This window comes from Anaerotruncus sp. AF02-27 (assembly GCF_003465835.1).
Taxonomy (GTDB): Bacteria; Bacillota; Clostridia; order Oscillospirales; family Ruminococcaceae; genus Anaerotruncus; species Anaerotruncus rubiinfantis.
On sequence record NZ_QSBX01000019.1, the window covers coordinates 50,498 to 68,549 of the forward strand.

The following is an 18,052-nucleotide window of genomic DNA, read 5'->3' on the forward strand; positions in this document are numbered from 1 at the left end:
TTCTGGGCGTAATGATATTTGTATTAATCCCATTTATGGATGTTGTGCGGCGCTCGTTTACCTCTGCGCTCGGCGGCAATTTCGTCGGACTGCAAAACTACCGCACTGTGCTCGGGAACAAGGCGTTTTTGCTCGCGGCGGGCAACACCGCGAAATTCCTGGCGGTCTGCATGCCGCTGCTGCTGGGACTTTCGCTTCTGGTGGCGCTCATCCTCTACGGCGCGCCGGAGAAGGCCGGGCCGTTCAAGACAGCGTTTCTCATCCCGATGGCAGTGCCGGTGGCTTCGGTGGCGCTGCTCTGGCAGGTGCTGTTCGACCGGCACGGACTGCTCAACGGCTGGATTGTTTCCCTGGGCGGGCTTCCGGCTGACTGGATGCAGGACATGCGGGCCTTCTGGGTGCTGGTTGGCAGTTATATCTGGAAAAACCTCGGTTATGATGTGGTGCTGTGGATGGCGGGGCTTGCGGGGATCAACCCTTCTCTGTTCGAGGCTGCCCGGGTGGATGGGGCGGGCAGTTTCACCGTCTTTTGGCGGATCACGCTGCCGAACCTTCTGCCGTCGCTTTACACCATTCTGGTACTGTCGCTTTTAAACGCCTTCAAGGTTTTTCGGGAAGCTTATCTTGTGGCGGGCGACTACCCGGCGGACACGATCTATCTGCTGCAGCACCTTTTCAACAACTGGTTTCGGGAACTGTCGATGGATAAGCTGGCGGCGGCCGCCGTGCTGGTGGCGGCCGCGGTGCTCATACTCATCCTGCTTTTGCAGAGGGCCTGGGAGGAGGACGCGTGATGGCGAAGCTTCGAAGATATCTGCCGCTTTCCCTGCCGTTTGCGCTTTCGCTGGCGGTGTGGCTGCCGCTTGTATTTCTGGCGGGCGGGTCGCTGATGGGTTCGCTGGAGCTTTCGGAAAACCTCGCGCCGGTGCTTTCGGACGGGGAAGGGTACGCCGCATGGGATCTTCTTCCGCGTTATCCGACTTTGCGGCCTTATGTCGAGCTGCTGTTCGATTCGCCGCAGTTCTTCGTGATGTTCTGGAATTCGGTCAAGCTCGCATGCGGCGCGCTGCTCGGGCAGCTTGTGACCGCCGTGCCGGCCGCATGGTGGTTTGCACAGTACCGCGGCCGCGTGAACCGGGGGCTGTTCACCGTCTATATCGTGCTGATGCTGATGCCGTTCCAGGTGACGATGGTTTCGAGCTACCTTGTGCTGAACGCGGTGGGGCTTTTGGACACGCACTGGAGTATTCTGCTGCCCGCGGCGTTCTCGACCTTTCCGGTCTTTCTCATCTACCGTTTTTTCAGAGCGATCCCGCGCGCAGTGATTGAATCCGCCGAAATCGACGGCGCGAACGCCTTCCAGGTATTTTGGCATATTGGGCTGCCGCTTGGCAAAGCGGGGATCGCGTCGGCGTTGGTGCTCGGTTTTCTCGAGCTCTGGAACCTGATCGAACAGCCGATGACCTTCCTTGAGACGAAAAGCCTTTGGCCGCTTTCGCTCTACCTGCCGCAGATCACGGCGGGAAAGGCGGGACTCGCGCTGGCGGCTTCGGTGGTGACGCTGCTGCCCGCGATCCTGGTGTTCCTCTATGGGCAGAGCTATCTTGAGCAGGGGATCATCGCGGCGTCGGTCAAAGAGTAAACCCACAGGGAGATTGAATTTATGGAATTTCTCAAACGCATCTGGAACCACCGCCCCTCGCCGGACAGCATGAAAACGGTCAAGGCGCGGTCGCTGCGGTCGCTTTTCGTTTTCTTTACGGTGATGCTCTGCTGTACCGTTGTTTCGCGCGCGGCGGATTCGATGACCGTCGCGCGGGTGCAGGCGCAAAAACCCAGCCGCGGCGCGATCACCCATACGGTAGAGGCTGACGGGAGGCTCGAGGCGGCGAACCAGCTCGCTGTGACAGCGCCGGAGGCGCTTGTAAAAAGCGTGGCGGTGGCCGAGGGCGACCGGGTCAAAACGGGCGATTTGCTTTTCACGTTCGACACTGCGGAGCTTGAAAAACAACTCGCGCAAAAGCGCCTTGAACTGCAAAAATTGCAGCTTGGGCTGCAAGAGCAGCAGGAGAAGGATGCACTGGCTGAAACGGAAGGCGAAACGAAACGCGAACGGGCTGAAGAGGATTTGAAACTCGCGCAGGAGAAAGCGGACCTCAACGTGCGGCAGACGGCGGAGGAGATGCGTCGTGCGCGCAAGGAGCTGCGGGACTATAACGGCTCAGTCGAGGATGATGCGGACTATGACGAGGACGAATATGATGAGGATGAGGACCCGACCTACATCGCCTTGCGTGACAGTTACCGTGAGAAGAAGCGCCAGTACGATCAGGCCCGCCACGACAAGGAGGAGCTGCTCCTCACGGCGCAGCGCGCTCTGGAGGACGCGGAAAGGGCCGAGCCCGACACCCAGGCGCGCCAGCTCGCGCTCGACTGCCAGCTAAAGCAACTGGAAATTTCGGATATCCAGGAGTCGCTCGCGGCGAACGGAGAGGTGCTTTCCCCGGCGGATGGGATTGTCAGCGGGCTTTCTGCCGCCGTCGGAAAGCGTGCCACCGGCGAAGCGGCCGTCTATCTCACCGGTACGGGCGGACTGCGTTTTTGCGGGGAAATCTCCGCGGACGAGAAAAAATACCTGTCCAAAGGGGACCCCGTGATCCTGAGCCTGCCAGATCTGCGCCAGCCGCTGGACGGACTCAAGGTTTCGGCGGTGAAGCCGCTGAGCGGTGAAAACAACGGGCGGTTTTCCTTCACGGTGGATCTGCCGGATGGGCAGGGTGCGCTCGATATGGCCGGTTCGGCCAAGGTGCGCCAGAAATCGCAGAACTATGATCTGCTGGTGCCGCTGTCGGCCCTCTATGCCGACGGTCCGCAGACCTACCTCCTTTTGGTGCGGGAGCGGGAAACGGCACTGGGACTTGAACAGACCGCCGAACGGGTGGATGTAACTGTACTTGAACAAAATGAATCGCAGGCGGCGGTATCAGGCGCGGTTTCGTCCGATGACCTTGTCGTAACCGATACGGATAAACCGCTTTCGTCGGGCGATCGTGTCCGCCCGCAGGGGACGGCATGAACGCGCGGGTTTTTTGCAAAGGTCTGCGCAGCGGCTTTCGCCGGGGAGTGACGCTGGCGTTGCTTCTGGTTTCGCTGTTCTGCGGGCTTCTCGGCGCGGACGGATACCGGCAGGCGGCGCTGCTGGGCGGCGGCGCAACATTTTGCTGCGAAAGCGCGCCGCTTTTGGCGGAGGATTTCCCGGCGTTTCAAAAGCTTGAACAGCGCGCTGAAAACCCGGCTGTGCTTGCCGCGTGGAGCCAACTGAACGGCCAGCGGGTGCAGAGCCCGCTCACCGGACGGGAAAGCAAAGCTGCGGTGCTCTTTTTTCGCGGGGATTCCCGGCAGGCGCTTCCGGTGGCGCAGGCGCTTTCTAATGCTGACCAGACGGGCTGCCTCATTGACCGCGAGACAGCTCGTCAGCTTTTTGGCAGCGAAAACGCTGTGGGGAATGAAATCGCCTACGCACAGAAAAACTATATGGTGCGTGGGGTGTTCGGAGCCCCGGCTGGGACGATGATTCTGCGTGCGCCGGACAGCACGGCGCTTACCAGCCTGACCATTGCGGACGGCGCGCAAAGGCAGGCTTTTTTGACGCGGCACGGCCTGTCGCCGGATCTTTGGATTTCACATAAGGTTTATGCTTATGCCGCGAAATTTCTGTGCCTTACGCCGGTTGTGCTGCTGGCGGCCTGGACGCTCCAGGGGCTTTTGCGCACAGTCCGGCGGCAGCGGGACTATCCGGCGCGCTGGGCGCTTTTGTTTTTCTTGTCCGCAGCGGCGGTGACGCTCCTGATGCTGGGAATTTTTCAGGTGCTTCCGGTTGAATGGATTCCTTCACGCTGGTCGGATTTTTCCTTTTGGAGCGAGACCGTCTCCGTCATACGGGTTCAGGCAGTGGAATTTCTGGCGGCGCAAAAGACCAGGCAGGATCTGATTTTGCTGCGGTTTACGGGCCAGGCGGCTTGGGGAATTCTTTCAGCCGCGGCTTTGGGCGCGGCAATACGGCTTGGGGCAGGCAGATAAAAACAGCGGCCTTTCGCAAAAGAAAGGCCGCTGTTTTTGGAGAGGAAAATGATTGGGAGTTCCATGGGGCAACCACGAAATTGGGCGGGACGCATTGCTTTTTGCCGGCGTGGGGGATATAATAGACAAAACTGAAAAATAGATAAGGAGTGATCCGATCCATGGAGTTTAAAGAGGTTATCGGACACATCAACCTAGATGAAAATGCGGTATTGGAGCGCTTTTCGGGAAACCGCGCGCTGATGGAGCGGTTTATCCGAAAGTTTCCGGAAGATAAGACTTATATGGAACTGTGCGCGGCGGTGGATGCCAATGATGCGGAAGAAATTCTGCGGGCCGCTCACACGCTAAAAGGGGTTACCGCAAACCTCGGCCTTCAAATGCTTTACGCAGACTGCTCCAAAATGGTGGAAGATCTGCGTGCCGACCGCGACCAGGCGGTGCAGGAGAATTTTGCGCGAATCAGCAAAGAATATCAGTCAGTTGTCGGGTGGCTTTCCCGGTTGGGCTGACAGGAAGGAAACGGACGCAATAGAACGGGAGCGAGAACTGGTCATTCACATCAAGGAATAGATGAAAGGGGCTGCCAACGGCGGCCCCTTTTTATTTTGTGTTTCCATCAATTCTTGACGCCCGGAAATCAGGGCTGTTCAGGAGAATGCGCCTTCCTTTTCAAATTTGGTGCGCAGAACGTTGATGGCTTTTTTTTCAATGCGCGATACATAGGAACGGGAGATATCCAATTTTTTGGCAACTTCACGCTGGGTAAGCGGACAGGTGCCGCCAAGCCCATAACGCATAATGATGATTTGCTGTTCCCTTTCATCGAGCGCGTCAGCGATGAAGGTGTGGAGCTGTTCGGATTTGATATGCAAATCAATGCAGTCAATGATATTGTCGTCCTCGGCCATGATGTCCTGCAAAGTGAGAGAATTGCCGTCTTTATCGGTGTCGATGGGGTCGCTTATGTATACGTCCTGAGCGGATTTTTTCTTGTTGCGGAAATGCATCAGGACTTCGTTTTCAATGCATCTGGAAGCATAGGTGGCAAAGCGGGTCCCTTTTTCGGATTTGAAGGTTGAGACAGCCTTGATCAGCCCAATGGTGCCGATCGAGATGAGGTCATCCTGATCCTTGAAGGCGGAGTAATATTTCTTTATTGAAGCAAGCAAAAGGAAAGATTTTAGAGGTTGGGGGGACAGGCTGCCTTCGGACTTTTTCGGAACAGGCCGGTCGGTTCGCATATGCAGAGGAAAGCTGAAACGGAAAGAGGCCTCAGTGTTCGGATGGTATAATGATTTTTAGAGATGGTTTTTAAAAATATAATTTTAGTATTGAAATACTAAAATATAGATGATATAATATCATTATTCTGAGGAAACTTTAAAAGGAGACGCGGCTATGAACAGAGGCTTCCAGGAAGCGCAGGCGTTTGACTATGCAAGTTCCGGCGAGTCCTACGCCAACCTGTACCGGGTGTGGAAAACAAAGGCGGCTTTGAAAGGACGGGAGGCGGACCCGGATACCATCTATGAAACGATGCAGTCGGTGACCGCTGATCTGGATCGCCGCTTTCCTGGAGATGCCGCGTTGTTTTATCGTCTATATCAGGCGCTGCGGGACATCCGGGCGGAAGAAATACCCGCTTATTTGAAAAATATTTCCAATGGGAAGGAACTGTATGTGCCGAAGGTGCTGTCGGCTGAATTCCAAAAACATCTCGATCGCCATATGGTGCGCCGCGTCCTGATTGCAGAGTGTGAAAAGTATGGGGACGCCATCTTTGATATGATACGCAAACACAGCGACATCCATTTTACATTGTCCTGTCAGGATGAGCAGATCTCCCGGGTCCTGCGCTGCGCCTATGAAGCCTTTTTCAATGTTTCCTTCCTCACCGCCGATATTTATTCCGATGGTTTCACAGATCAGAAATTCGACCTGATCTTTGCCGTCCCCGCGTTCGGTGTCCGCGATTTAGCGGATGGCCAGGATTTCATCTGCCGGGAACTGGATCTGGCCGCCACACAGAATCTGCTTTATCATCTGAATTTTGAGGGCGAACTGGTCATTTCCCTTCCCGCAAGGATCACCTTCGCGGGCGGCAATACGGAAATATTGCGGACCTATATCGAGAACAACTACAGGATCAAAGAAATCGCAGAACTGCCCTCGGGGCTGTTTTTTCCATACACCACGATGAACGCGTTTCTCTTTACCTTTTCAACCGGTGTGACAGACGATGTCGTTTTAAAGCGGTATATCTCTGATAAGCCCGTCCGGAAGGGTTCGTCCTGCGGAGAACTGATTCTGGATAAGGAAGTCCTCCTGTTTCGGGATGAATTCGACGAGTTGAATGGCTGGAATCTTGATATGGCGTTTTCCGAAGATGACGACGACCTGCGCCTTTTTAGGGCTTCCCCGGTCAGAAAAGCGTCGCTCAGGGATGTAGCCGCTGTGTTCCGCGGCAAAGCGGTCAAAGGGAAGTCTGAAACCGGGAAAATTGGCGTCATCAATATATCTAATATCACCGATACCGGCATTGACTACGCGGCGCTTGATTTTATCGATGAGGAAGAACGGAAAGTGGCGCGGTATATCCTGGAGGACGGGGACGTGCTGGTCACATCGCGCGGGACCACCATCAAAGCGGCCGTGTTCGAGCGGCAGCCGTTTATCTGTATCCCTTCCGCGAATTTAAATGTGATCCGCCCCCACAAGGGCCTGCGCGGCGAATATCTGAAGCTCTTCCTGGATACGCCGGCCGGCGAAAAAATGCTCCGGGGCCTACAGCGCGGATCGGGGATTATGAACATCAATTTTAACGATCTGTACGGGCTTACGGTGCCGGTTCCGCCACTGGAAACACAGGACGGGATCGTCCGGGAATACAATGCCGGGCTGTCGCTGTACCAGAAAACCGTAGCGGCAGCGGAGGAAGCCTGGCAAAACGCGCAGTCCGGGCTCCGGGTAAAAATTTACTGAAAAAAGTGGAAAGACTGAGATAAAGGATGTGAAGTGATTCGATGCGGGATACCAATATTGAAAACACGGATGGCCCCGGCGCGGACGGGATTGGGAAAAAACAGCCGGAAGAAACGACAAGCCAAAAGCTGTTCGCGCACCTGTTCGAGGCGTGCAATATCCTGCGGGGTCCGATCAACCAGGACGAGTATAAAAGCTATGTCACCCCCATTTTATTCTTCAAACGGTTGTCCGATGTGTATGATGAAGAAATGGAGGCCTTGCTGAAACATTCCGGTGGAGACGAAGAATATGCCAGATTCGCGGAAAACCACGATTTTATCATTCCGGACGGATGCCATTGGAAAGACGTTCAGGTTAAGTCTGCGGATATTGGACAGGCCATCGTAAAGGCGATGAACGGCATAGAGCGGGCGAACCCCGACACGCTGAGCGGAGTATTCAGCAGTTTTGACGACGCCAACTGGACGGATCAGGAAAAATTGTCCGATGAGCGCCTGAAAGACCTGGTGGAACACATGTCAAAAATCAAGGTCAGCAACAAGGCTTATCCCGCCGATGTTATGGGCGACAGCTATGAATACCTGATCAAGAAGTTCGCGGACCTGTCCAAAAAAAATGCCGGGGAATTCTATACCCCCCGCCCCATTGTAAAGCTGATGGTTATGCTGCTGGCTCCCCAAATTGGGGAGTCGGTATACGACCCGGCCGCAGGGACGGGCGGAATGCTCATCGGTGCGATCCACTATATGAAGGACGATAAACGCACCTATGGGAAAATCTTCGGCCAGGAAAAAAACCTTGCCACCTCCGCCATGGCGCGGATGAACCTGTTCCTGCACGGCGCGCGGGATTTCCATATCACCCAGGGGGATACGCTGCGCGCCCCGGGCTACCTGGAGGACGGCTGCCTGAAAACCTTCGACTGCGTACTTGCGAATCCTCCGTTTTCGCTGAAAAACTGGGGCGCGCAGCAGTTTGCTTCGGATCTGTACGGCCGCAACATCTGGGGTTGCCCGACCGATGCCAGTGGCGATTTTGCCTGGCTTCAGCACATGGTAAAATCCATGGACCCCGATACAGGGCGCTGTGCCGTTGTGCTTCCGCAGGGAATCCTTTTCCGCGGCGGCAAGGAGGCGGAAATCAGAAAGCAGATGGTGGAATCCGACAAGCTTGAATGCATCATCACGCTGGTGGGCGGGATTTTTTATTCCACCAACGTCTCCGCGTGCATCCTGCTTTTGAATAATCAAAAAGTTCCCGCGCACCGTGGAAAAATCTGCATGATCGATGCCTCCGGAATCTACACCCCGCAGCGGGCGCAGAACGTTATGTCTCAAACGGATATTCAGGAAATCTTTTCGCTGTATACCAGCTATACGGACGTGGTAGAGCGAGTGAAAGTGGTGGAATTGGATAAGATCCGTTCCAAAGGATACACTCTGGCAATCCAGACCTATATTGACCGGAAGGAACCGGAGACAGTCCCTCCCGAAGAGGTGCGCGAGCAGTATTTTGCGGCATTTGAAGAGGTCCGCGCGGCGGAGGACGCGTTGAAAAAGCTCCTGGTGGAAGGGGGATATGTGCATGAACCAGCGGATCACGCTTGAACAGCTGCAGACCTACCTGTGGAATTCCGCTGTGCTCCTGCGCTCAAACATCGACGCAGGAGCCTACAAACAGTATATCTTTCCGCTGCTTTTTTTTAAGCGGATCTGTGACGTGTATGATGAGGAGTGCGCGCGGGCCGCTCGCAGGAAATCCAAAAAACAGGCGCCGGAACAAAAGGAGATCCACACCTTTTTTGTGCCGGAGGGCGCCCACTGGAGAGATGTCCGCGTGGTTTCGGAAAATGTGGGCGTAGCGATCACCGAGGCGTTCCGGCGGGTGGAGGAGGCCAACCCGGCTAAATTACAGGGGATCTTTGGAGACGGCGCATGGACCAATAAACAGCGCCTGCCGGACCGCCTGCTCAAAGAGCTGATGGAGCATTTCAGCTCCCGGACGCTTTCGCTCCAGAACTGCCCGGAGGATGAACTCGGGCAGGGGTACGAATATCTCATCAAAAAGTTCGCGGATGACAGCGGACACACGGCGCAGGAATTCTATACGAACCGTACCGTTGTGCACCTGATGACCGAAATGCTCAGGCCCGCCCCCGACGAATCGATCTACGACCCGACCTGTGGGAGCGCGGGGATGCTGATTTCCGCAATCGCTTATCTCAAGGAACAGAAGAAGGAATGGCGCAGCGTGGCCGTGTACGGCCAGGAGATCAACGCGCTGACCTCCGCCATCGGCAGGATGAACCTGTTTTTGCACGGCATAAAGGATTTTGAAATCGTAAACGGCGATACCCTGGCCGCACCGGCTTTTCTGGAAGGCGAAGAGCTCAAATGCTTTGACCTGATTCTTGCAAATCCCCCCTATTCCATCAATCAATGGGACCGGGAGGCTTTCCGCAAGGACAAATATGGAAGGAATTTTCTGGGCCTGCCCCCGCAGGGCCGCGCGGATTATGCGTTTCTGCAGCATATCCTCAAAAGCCTGGACCCAAAGACTGGCAGATGCGCCGTCCTGTTCCCGCACGGCGTCCTGTTTCGCAAAGAAGAAAAAGAGATGCGTGAGCAGCTTGTCCGTAGCGACCTGCTGGAGTGTGTGATCGGGCTGGGACCAAACCTGTTTTACAATTCCCCCATGGAAGCTTGTATCGTGATCTGCCGTACGAACAAAAAGAAAAAACGGCGCGGGAGGATTTTATTTATCAATGCGGTGCGGGAGGTAAAACGCAAAAATGCCCAGAGCTTTCTGGAGGATGGGCATATCGAGCGGATTTCCGGTGCCTACCAGGATTATACGGACCAGGAAGGTTTTGCAAAGCTGGCAACGATCCCGGAAATTGAGGCGAACAAATTTTCACTGAGTATCCCGCTGTACGTCAAAGCGCCGGCGGAAGGGGCCGCATTGGATACGCGCCCGGCGCAGGAGCATTATGAATGCTGGCTCGGCTCGGCAAAACGTATGCGGGAAAGCTACGCGCAGCTGAATCAGCTGCTGGATAAAGGGGCTGAAGGCGATGGGTAAGGTATGTCTGGGGGATGTTGCCAGAGAACGCAGAGAGACCTGCCGGACAGGCGGGGAGGGCCTTGCGCGCGTGGGGCTGGAACATCTGGCGCCTGGGGAAGTCACGCTGGCCGCCTGGGAAGAAGGAACGGAAAACACCTTCACCAAAATGTTCCGCAAGGGGGACATCCTCTTCGGACGACGGCGCGCCTATTTGAAAAAGGCCGCGGCCGCGCCGTTCGATGGGATCTGTTCCGGGGATATCACGGTCATCGAAGCGATCCCAGGGAGAATCGATCCGGATTTGCTGCCGTTTGTTATTCAGAACGACGCGCTGTTTGACTTTGCAGTCGGGGGATCGGCGGGGTCCCTTTCGCCAAGGGTGAAATGGGAACATCTGCAAAACTACCGGTTCGAGCTGCCGGAGATGGAAAAACAAAAGAGGCTGGCGCAGATGTTCTGGTCGGTCGACCGCGTCAGGAAAGCTTATAAAAGGCTGCTGCAAAGCACCGATGAACTGGTCAAGGCCCGCTTTATCGAGCTGTTTGGCGTCCCGGGGAGCGACACGCACGGCTGGGGGCTCAAAACGCTGAAGGACTGCTGCCTGCTGAACCCCCAAAAGCCCAAAAAGTTCAAAAAGATCCCGCCCGAAACGCGGTGCTCCTTTGTGGCGATGCCGTCGGTCGGAGAAAAAGGGGAGCTGGACGCCTCAATCATAAGACCGTACAGTGAAGTCTGCAAAGGGTTCACCTATTTTGCGGAAAACGACGTCCTGTTCGCAAAGATCACTCCCTGTATGGAAAATGGGAAGGGCGCTGTGGCAAAGGGGCTCTGCAACAGGCTGGGCTTCGGTTCCACGGAATTTCATGTCCTGCGGCCCATCCCGGGGGTTTCGGACCCGTACTGGCTGTACGCAATCACTATTTTTGAAAAATTCAGGCGGGACGCGGAGAAGGTCATGACCGGGACCGGGGGCCAGCGGAGGGTTCCCATCTCATACCTCGCGGACTATGCGATCACCCTGCCGCCGATTGATCTGCAGGAGCGGTTCGCAGATTTTATGCGGCAGAGCGTCCGGTCGAAAGCCGAACTGCAGCAGGCGGCTTCGGATCTAGATGCGGCATACCGGAGGCTTCTCGCGGAAAATCTCGGCTGAGCGGCAAAGCTGGACGGAATGGAGGCGTTTAAATGTTTAACGAAGAAAATACCATTGAACAGATGACCCTGTCCGCCCTGCAGGGGAACGGATGGAACTACATACCCGCGGAGCGGCTTGAACGGCAGTATTCGGATGTCATGGTGGAGCCGATGGTGAAAGCGGCGCTGATTCGCCTGAACCCGGAGATTGCAGAGGAACCTTCCCGTGCAAACGAGGTTATTTACCGGCTGCGCAGGCTGATTTCTTCCGTACAGCCGAATAGTCTGGTGCCACAGAATGAACAGTTCAAGAAGCTGGTCTTTGAAGAGAATACTTTTCCGTTCGGCAAGAACGGCAGGATGGTTCCAATCCGATTTTTCGGCACCATGAGTCCGGAAGAGCTGGCTCAGAATGAATATGTGGTAACCAATCAATGGGTATTCCCGAAAAAAGAGGGCGGCAAACGGCTGGATATCGTCCTTTTGATAAACGGCTTTCCTGTGGCGGCCGGCGAACTGAAAACTCCCGTCCGTAACGCCATCACCTGGCTGGACGCTGCGGAGGATATCCTGGCGTATGAAAAAAGCATCCCGCAGATGTTTGTTACGAATATCTTCAATTTCGCGTCCGAGGGCAAATGTTACCGGTACGGCGCCGTCAATATGCCGGCAAACCTGTGGGGACCATGGCATGCTTTGGGCCATAAGGCTGAAGGCAGCCTGTCCGATGTGAAAATCAGCCTGGAGGATATGATCACACCGGCCAAGGTGATGGATATCTTCCAGTTTTTTACCCTTTTTGCCACCGATAAAAAACATCGGAAATATAAGATCATCTGCCGCTATCAGCAGTACGAAGGGGCAAACCTGATCGTGGAACGCGTTGTCGCCGGGTATCCGAAGAAAGGGCTGCTTTGGCATTTCCAGGGCTCGGGGAAATCGCTGCTCATGGTTTTTGCGGCGCAGAAACTGCGCATGATCCCGCGGCTGAAAAATCCGACCGTTGTGATTGTCGACGACAGGATCGATCTGGAAACCCAGATCACAGCCACCTTCAACGCTTCGGATATCCCGAACCTGGCCAGCGCGTCCTCCAAGGAGGAATTGATGGATTTCTTCCGGGGGGATATGCGCAAAATCCTGATCACCACCATCTTTAAGTTCGGCGAGGTCGACTGCGTGCTCAACCCGCGGGAAAATATCATCGTCATGGTTGATGAAGCCCACCGGACCCAGGAAGGCAACCTGGGCGAAAAAATGCGCACCGCTCTGCCGAACGCCTTTTTCTTCGGCTTGACCGGCACCCCGATCAACCGGTCCGACCGGAACACGTTCCAGACATTCGGCGCAAACGAGGATGAGAGCGGGTATATGAGCCGTTATTCCTTCTCCGATTCGATCCGGGACAAAGCGACTCTGCCGCTGCATTTTGAGCCGGTGCCGGTGGACCTGCATATTGACCGGGACAAGCTGGACGCGGAATTTGAAGCAATGACCGCCGATTTGTCCGACGCGCAGCGCGCCGAGCTTTCAAAACGGGTCAATATGAAGGCGATCATGTATAACCCGGATCGTGTGCGCAAGGTCTGTGAACATATTGCAAACCATTATAAGACCAAAATAGAACCGAACGGTTACAAAGGGCAGGTCGTCTGCTATGACCGGGACTGCTGCCTGCTTTATAAACAGGAACTGGACCGGCTGCTGGGGCCTGACGCGACCACCATCGTCATGGACACCAACAACGACAAAGGGGATAAATATAAAGCCTACCGCCGCGACCGGGAAGGCGAAGGAAAGCTGCTGGACTACTTCCGGGAACCATCCAGCCCGCTCAAGCTGGTTATTGTAACCGCAAAGCTGCTGACCGGGTTTGACGCGCCGATCCTGCAGGCGATGTACCTTGATAAACCCATGAAGGATCACAGTCTGCTCCAGGCAGTCTGCCGCACCAACCGTACCTATGACATGGGAAAAACCTATGGGCTGGTCGTCGATTATATCGGGATCTTTGATAACGCTGCAAAGACGCTGGATTTCGATGAAAGCAGTATGAAGCGGATTATCACCAACCTTGAAGAGGTCAAAAAACAGTTCCCGGCCCTGCTGAAAAAATGCCTCAGCTATTTTATGGGTGTCGACCGGACGGCCGAAGGCTGGGAAGGCCTGATGGCGGCGCAGGAATGCTTGCCGGCCAGCAGAGAAAAAGACGCCTTCGCCGCCGATTACCGCGTGCTCAACCGCGCCTGGGACGCGCTGTCACCGGATCTGTTCCTGCGCCCGTACCGGGCGGATTACCGGTGGCTTTCCCGTGTCTATGAGTCGGTCAAACCGGCCGACGGCAGCGGCGCTTTGATCTGGGCGGCGCTGGGCGCCAAAACAATGGAACTGGTACATGAGAACCTGTCGGTCGGCCAGATCCATGACGACACGGAAATCCTGTCGCTGGACGCCGGTATGATCGATGACTTCATTGCGAAGCAGAAGGATGTGAAACGGGCTGCTAAACAGGTGGAAATCCATCTGGCCGCAACGATTTTGGAGCACAGCAAGGAAGCGGGATATGTCAAGCTCGGAGAAAAACTGGAGAATCTGCGCATGCAGTATGAACAGGGGATCATCACCAGCATCGAATTCCTGAAGCAGCTTTTGGATTTGTCCCAGGAGACTGCGCGGGTGGAGACGGTAGTTCTTTTATCCCACAAAAAAGCCGACAGTTATATCCACATTGATGTGGAGTTTGGAGAGGGCGAGGGCAAGATTCCGGTAGATAGTATTGCTAAAAGAGCCGAAGCGTACAAGCCCAAAGAAAAAGTGACCTACAAAATGATTAAGGAGTACATAGAAGCGAAATACGGCTTCAAAGTACATACCGCATATATCGCAGAGGTAAAGAGAGATTTAGGCTTGCCAATGTACGATGCTCCTAATGCGGTAGAAGAATTGAAACAGCCGAGGAAGCATCCGACACCAGAAAAGGTAGAAGCAATCAAAGATGCACTTCGGTATTTTGCAGTGATATAAAACTTTACTTACAATCGAATATTTCTTACATAGCCGTTTATTCATTTATTTGAGTAAGCGGCTTTTTTCATCCCTATTTTTCGGAATAGGGATATTTTTTGTAGAAGGAGGAGGTTTATTTGAACACGCAAATCATCGCCATCGCAAACCAGAAAGGCGGCGTTGGCAAAACAACAACCTGTGCGAACTTGGGAATCGGGCTGGCGCAGGCCGGAAAGAAAGTCCTGCTGATCGACGGGGACCCGCAAGGAAGCCTGACAATCAGCTTGGGAAATCCGCAACCAGACAAGCTGCCATTTACACTGTCGGATGCAATGGGCAAAATTCTGATGGATCAGCCTATACGCCCCGGAGAAGGTATTCTGCATCATGCAGAAGGCGTTGACCTGATGCCTGCGGATATTCAGCTTTCCGGTATGGAGGTTTCTCTGGTAAACGCCATGAGCCGTGAAACGGTTTTACGGCAATATCTGGACACACTGAAGGGACAATATTCCCATATCCTGATTGACTGTCAGCCCTCGTTGGGGATGCTTACGGTCAATGCGCTGGCGGCTGCGAACAGGATCATAATTCCCGTTCAGGCAGAGTATCTGCCCGCCAAAGGACTGGAACAGCTTTTATCTACGGTCAGCAAGGTAAAACGGCAGATCAATCCAAAGCTCCAGATTGACGGTATCCTGCTGACGATGGTGGATAACCGCACCAACTTTGCCAAAGAGATTGCTGCTTTGCTGCGGGACACCTATGGAAGTAAAATCAAAGTCTTTGGAACGGAGATTCCACACTCTGTCCGTGCAAAGGAAATTAGCGCAGAGGGAAAAAGCATTTTCGCCCATGACCCTGGCGGTAAGGTGGCAGAGGGGTATCGAAATCTGACGAAGGAGGTGTTGAAACTTGAAAAGCAGCGCGAAAAAAGTAGAGCTGGCATCGGTAGATGATCTGTTTTCTACGGAGGAGAGCCGTGCCGATGCTCAGAGAGAAAAAGTAGTAGAAATCCCGCTGTCGGAACTGCACCCGTTCAAAGGGCATCCATTCAAAGTCAAGGATGACGAAGCAATGATGGAAACCGCAGACAGTATCAAGCAGTATGGTGTGCTGGTTCCTGCGATTGCCCGGCCGGACCCAGAGGGCGGTTATGAGCTGGTAGCCGGACACAGGCGGCACAGAGCCAGTGAGCTGGCAGGCAAGGAGACCATGCCGGTCATTGTTCGGGATTTGGATGATGATGCCGCCACGATCATTATGGTTGACAGCAATCTGCAACGAGAAAGTCTACTCCCCAGTGAAAGGGCATTTGCTTATAAAATGAAACTGGATGCCATGAAACATCAAGGAGAGCGAGTGGATTTAACTTGTTCCCAAGTTGGGAACAAGTTAGAGGGCAAGAAGTCCAGTGAGATTTTGGCAGAGCAAGTAGGTCAGAGTAAAAACCAGATTTTTCGTTATATCCGTCTGACAGAGCTGATTCCCGAATTGATAGATATGGTGGATGAAAAGAAGATTGCCCTGAACCCTGCCTATGAGCTGTCCTTTCTCAAAAAGGGGGAACAGGTAGACCTGTTGGACGCGATGGACAGCGAACAGGCTACCCCTTCTCTTTCTCAAGCCCAGCGGCTCAAGAAATACAGTCAGGAGGGGCATCTGACCCTCGATATGATGCGTGTCATCATGGGTGAGGAAAAGAAAAGCGATCTGGACCGAGTGACATTTACCTCTGACACCTTGCGGAAGTATTTCCCTAAAAGCTATACGCCCCAGCGGATGCAGGAAACCATCATCAAGCTGCTGGAGGCATGGCAGAAAAAGCGTCAGAGAGACCAGGAACGATGAAAGGAGCCGCCTATGATGGATATTTCAGCCCGTGAGCTGAAAGGACACAACATTCTCGCCGTGGAGAGGTTTTGGGATAACACATGCTGGATGATTGAGTTTTCCGTCCTGCGTCCCAGCACAGCTTACGGCAGCCCCGGAGAGGAAATGCGGCTGTTTTTGACCGAGGACGGGTATCAGGCTGCCCTGCAAAGCCAGCAGCGCCGGGAAATCAAGATCAAGCGTTACGCTCGTGTGATTGAGGGACATATCCTCGATTTCAAACCGGGAAAACGCCGCCGCTCATAAACCCATACAACGAAAGGAAAGGAATGACTATGTGTACGGTAAAGGAAATTCAAGAAGCAATCCGGGAAGATTGCAAATCTCAGCATGACATGGATTCAACGGATATTGACCGAGTGATGCAAACACTTCCTTTCGCCCAGGAGGAGCCATTTACAGAGGCGCTTCCTCGAAAGCCGCTGCTTTGGTTCTATGCAAGAAAATTTGAAAAGTGTTGAACACCGCAATTCTTTGGAATGAGGATTGCGTTTTTTTTGTACCCAAAAATCGGAAGGAGTGAGGTCGATGGCCGTTTTTCGCATTGAACGGACCCGTGATTATACCGTGATGAGCAATCATCATTTACGAAATGCAAACCTGTCGTTAAAAGCCAAGGGACTGCTTTCCATGATGTTATCTTTGCCAGAGGACTGGAATTACACCACCCGTGGTCTTGCAAAGATCTGTAAGGAGGGCGTGGATGCCATAGGCGCTGCGTTGCGGGAATTGGAGGCTGCTGGTTACATTGTGCGGCACAAGCTGCGTGACCGGCAGGGACGCATCAGCGATACAGAGTATGTCATATACGAGCAGCCACAGCTTAGAAAACCGGATACGGATTCACCAGATACGGAAAACCCGGATATGGATAAACCGGATACGGAAAAGCCCGCAGAATTAAATATAGAGAAATCTAATACTCAAAAACAAAATATTTATGGATCAAGTACCGATTCCATTCCCTTCCGGGATTGCGCGGCAGATTGTCTGCCGGAACGGAAAGGAAGGGATGCGATGTCATTCACAGAGATAGAGAGTTATCGGGAATTGATTCAGGAGAATATCGGGTATGAATACCTGTGTCAGCAGTATGAAACTTATCGGGAGGATTTGGATGAGATTGTGGAGCTAATCGTGGAAACGGTCTGTGCAAAGCGAAAGACCACCCGTATTGCAGGAAGTGATTTTCCGCATGAAATCGTTCGTTCCAGGTTCTTGAAGCTGGATAACTCGCACATTGAGTTTGTCATGGACTGTTTACAGAAGAACACCACGGAAATTCGCAACATGAAGCAGTATCTTCTGACCGTTCTGTTCAATGCACCGACCACGATAAGCAATCATTACACCTCACAAGTAAATCACGATCTATATGGCGGCTGGTAAATGGTCGCTTTTTTATTGCCCGGAAGTGCCGGGAGAAAGGAGTAAGCATGATGTCTGAGGGAAAGACCATAGGGCAGCTGATGGAAGAAATGCGGGTAAAGGCAGGAGCGCAGAATTATCATGGTCATGGATATATGGACCTCCAGCGTTTTGCGGAGGACACCCGGCACATGATTATTTTTGATGTGCTGACGAACGATTCCCCTGTTGGCTGGAAAGGCGAACGAACCCGCCTGTTCCTGTCGGATACCGGTTATGAAAAAGCACTGGATAGTCAGGAAAAGGGGCAGATTAAGATTTTGAGCCACGCAAAGGTACGCCAGGGCAATCTGCACTATGACCATTCTGACCAGTTACGCTAAGGAGGGCGGTATGAAGCGTTATCTTCTGCGGCGGCTGGTGGTTCCGCCTTAGCAAAAAAGAGATTCCCTGCAAACTTCGTGGAAAGACCTGCTAACAAAAGTCAAGTAGAAATTTCAGGTTTTGGGAGCAGCGAAAA

General features: G+C 53.8%; 17 protein-coding genes. 16 read left to right on the top strand and 1 reads right to left on the bottom strand.

What is annotated here, in order from left to right:
• The first annotated feature begins 11 nt into the window (after positions 1–11).
• The 5 genes from DWV16_RS13560 to DWV16_RS13580 all read left to right on the top strand — a co-directional run bounded on the left by DWV16_RS13560 (position 12) and on the right by DWV16_RS13580 (position 4,592).
• Entirely contained in the window at positions 12–794 is a 783-nt protein-coding gene (locus tag DWV16_RS13560) for a sugar ABC transporter permease (protein ID WP_341472917.1), read from the top strand.
• Positions 794–1,642 (top strand): carbohydrate ABC transporter permease, encoded by an 849-nt coding sequence (locus tag DWV16_RS13565; protein ID WP_118479747.1) that lies wholly within the window; start codon positions 794–796, stop codon positions 1,640–1,642. The genes DWV16_RS13560 and DWV16_RS13565 overlap by 1 nt, the downstream gene beginning before the upstream one ends.
• Positions 1,643–1,663: 21 nt before the next feature.
• Positions 1,664–3,076: an efflux RND transporter periplasmic adaptor subunit gene (locus DWV16_RS13570; RefSeq protein ID WP_066457719.1), complete on the top strand. Its 1,413-nt coding sequence runs from the start codon at positions 1,664–1,666 to the stop codon at positions 3,074–3,076.
• Positions 3,073–4,080: an ABC transporter permease gene (locus DWV16_RS13575; RefSeq protein ID WP_118479749.1), complete on the top strand. Its 1,008-nt coding sequence runs from the start codon at positions 3,073–3,075 to the stop codon at positions 4,078–4,080. Before DWV16_RS13570 ends, DWV16_RS13575 begins: the two co-directional genes overlap by 4 nt.
• A gap of 161 nt (positions 4,081–4,241) precedes the next feature.
• On the top strand, positions 4,242–4,592 hold the full coding sequence (locus DWV16_RS13580; RefSeq protein ID WP_066457724.1) for an Hpt domain-containing protein: 351 nt from the start codon (positions 4,242–4,244) through the stop codon (positions 4,590–4,592).
• Between the two features lie 138 nt (positions 4,593–4,730).
• Here DWV16_RS13580 and DWV16_RS13585 read toward each other — a convergent pair whose 3' ends face one another.
• Positions 4,731–5,252, bottom strand: coding sequence for a sigma-70 family RNA polymerase sigma factor (locus tag DWV16_RS13585; RefSeq protein ID WP_341423433.1), 522 nt, complete (start codon positions 5,250–5,252; stop codon positions 4,731–4,733).
• A gap of 229 nt (positions 5,253–5,481) precedes the next feature.
• On the opposite strand from DWV16_RS13585, the gene DWV16_RS13590 reads away from it, so the two are divergent.
• The 11 genes from DWV16_RS13590 to DWV16_RS13640 all read left to right on the top strand — a co-directional run bounded on the left by DWV16_RS13590 (position 5,482) and on the right by DWV16_RS13640 (position 17,915).
• Entirely contained in the window at positions 5,482–7,065 is a 1,584-nt protein-coding gene (locus DWV16_RS13590; protein ID WP_118479751.1) for a restriction endonuclease subunit S, read from the top strand.
• 41 nt (positions 7,066–7,106) lie between these two features.
• Positions 7,107–8,675 (top strand): class I SAM-dependent DNA methyltransferase, encoded by a 1,569-nt coding sequence (locus DWV16_RS13595; RefSeq protein ID WP_079988212.1) that lies wholly within the window; start codon positions 7,107–7,109, stop codon positions 8,673–8,675.
• Positions 8,653–10,149, top strand: a complete 1,497-nt coding sequence (locus DWV16_RS13600; RefSeq protein ID WP_118479753.1) for a class I SAM-dependent DNA methyltransferase — start codon at positions 8,653–8,655, stop codon at positions 10,147–10,149. Before DWV16_RS13595 ends, DWV16_RS13600 begins: the two co-directional genes overlap by 23 nt.
• Positions 10,142–11,284, top strand: coding sequence for a restriction endonuclease subunit S (locus DWV16_RS13605; RefSeq protein WP_118479755.1), 1,143 nt, complete (start codon positions 10,142–10,144; stop codon positions 11,282–11,284). Before DWV16_RS13600 ends, DWV16_RS13605 begins: the two co-directional genes overlap by 8 nt.
• 32 nt (positions 11,285–11,316) lie before the next feature.
• A complete protein-coding gene (locus tag DWV16_RS13610) occupies positions 11,317–14,289 on the top strand; it encodes a type I restriction endonuclease subunit R (RefSeq protein WP_118479757.1) in 2,973 nt (990 codons plus the stop codon).
• Between the two features lie 119 nt (positions 14,290–14,408).
• Positions 14,409–15,230, top strand: a complete 822-nt coding sequence (locus DWV16_RS13615; protein WP_118479759.1) for a ParA family protein — start codon at positions 14,409–14,411, stop codon at positions 15,228–15,230.
• On the top strand, positions 15,187–16,122 hold the full coding sequence (locus DWV16_RS13620) for a ParB/RepB/Spo0J family partition protein (RefSeq protein WP_118479761.1): 936 nt from the start codon (positions 15,187–15,189) through the stop codon (positions 16,120–16,122). Before DWV16_RS13615 ends, DWV16_RS13620 begins: the two co-directional genes overlap by 44 nt.
• Positions 16,123–16,134: 12 nt before the next feature.
• Positions 16,135–16,410, top strand: coding sequence for a DUF5720 family protein (locus tag DWV16_RS13625; RefSeq protein WP_118479763.1), 276 nt, complete (start codon positions 16,135–16,137; stop codon positions 16,408–16,410).
• Between the two features lie 29 nt (positions 16,411–16,439).
• Positions 16,440–16,625 (top strand): hypothetical protein, encoded by a 186-nt coding sequence (locus DWV16_RS13630; RefSeq protein WP_118479765.1) that lies wholly within the window; start codon positions 16,440–16,442, stop codon positions 16,623–16,625.
• A 67-nt stretch (positions 16,626–16,692) separates the two neighbouring features.
• A complete protein-coding gene (locus tag DWV16_RS13635; protein WP_118479767.1) occupies positions 16,693–17,553 on the top strand; it encodes a DUF6017 domain-containing protein in 861 nt (286 codons plus the stop codon).
• Positions 17,554–17,603: 50 nt separating this feature from the next.
• A complete protein-coding gene (locus DWV16_RS13640) occupies positions 17,604–17,915 on the top strand; it encodes a DUF5720 family protein (RefSeq protein WP_040015755.1) in 312 nt (103 codons plus the stop codon).
• Positions 17,916–18,052: the final 137 nt, after the last annotated feature.

What these genes read in the sequence shown, in the direction of transcription:
- DWV16_RS13560 (WP_341472917.1), top strand. Translation starts at nt 12, where the DNA reads ATGATATTTGTATTAATCCCATTTATGGATGTTGTGCGGCGCTCGTTT.
- DWV16_RS13565 (WP_118479747.1), top strand. Translation starts at nt 794, where the DNA reads ATGGCGAAGCTTCGAAGATATCTGCCGCTTTCCCTGCCGTTTGCGCTT.
- DWV16_RS13570 (WP_066457719.1), top strand. Translation starts at nt 1,664, where the DNA reads ATGGAATTTCTCAAACGCATCTGGAACCACCGCCCCTCGCCGGACAGC.
- DWV16_RS13575 (WP_118479749.1), top strand. Translation starts at nt 3,073, where the DNA reads ATGAACGCGCGGGTTTTTTGCAAAGGTCTGCGCAGCGGCTTTCGCCGG.
- DWV16_RS13580 (WP_066457724.1), top strand. Translation starts at nt 4,242, where the DNA reads ATGGAGTTTAAAGAGGTTATCGGACACATCAACCTAGATGAAAATGCG.
- DWV16_RS13590 (WP_118479751.1), top strand. Translation starts at nt 5,482, where the DNA reads ATGAACAGAGGCTTCCAGGAAGCGCAGGCGTTTGACTATGCAAGTTCC.
- DWV16_RS13595 (WP_079988212.1), top strand. Translation starts at nt 7,107, where the DNA reads ATGCGGGATACCAATATTGAAAACACGGATGGCCCCGGCGCGGACGGG.
- DWV16_RS13600 (WP_118479753.1), top strand. Translation starts at nt 8,653, where the DNA reads ATGAACCAGCGGATCACGCTTGAACAGCTGCAGACCTACCTGTGGAAT.
- DWV16_RS13605 (WP_118479755.1), top strand. Translation starts at nt 10,142, where the DNA reads ATGGGTAAGGTATGTCTGGGGGATGTTGCCAGAGAACGCAGAGAGACC.
- DWV16_RS13610 (WP_118479757.1), top strand. Translation starts at nt 11,317, where the DNA reads ATGTTTAACGAAGAAAATACCATTGAACAGATGACCCTGTCCGCCCTG.
- DWV16_RS13625 (WP_118479763.1), top strand. Translation starts at nt 16,135, where the DNA reads ATGATGGATATTTCAGCCCGTGAGCTGAAAGGACACAACATTCTCGCC.
- DWV16_RS13630 (WP_118479765.1), top strand. Translation starts at nt 16,440, where the DNA reads ATGTGTACGGTAAAGGAAATTCAAGAAGCAATCCGGGAAGATTGCAAA.
- DWV16_RS13635 (WP_118479767.1), top strand. Translation starts at nt 16,693, where the DNA reads ATGGCCGTTTTTCGCATTGAACGGACCCGTGATTATACCGTGATGAGC.
- DWV16_RS13640 (WP_040015755.1), top strand. Translation starts at nt 17,604, where the DNA reads ATGTCTGAGGGAAAGACCATAGGGCAGCTGATGGAAGAAATGCGGGTA.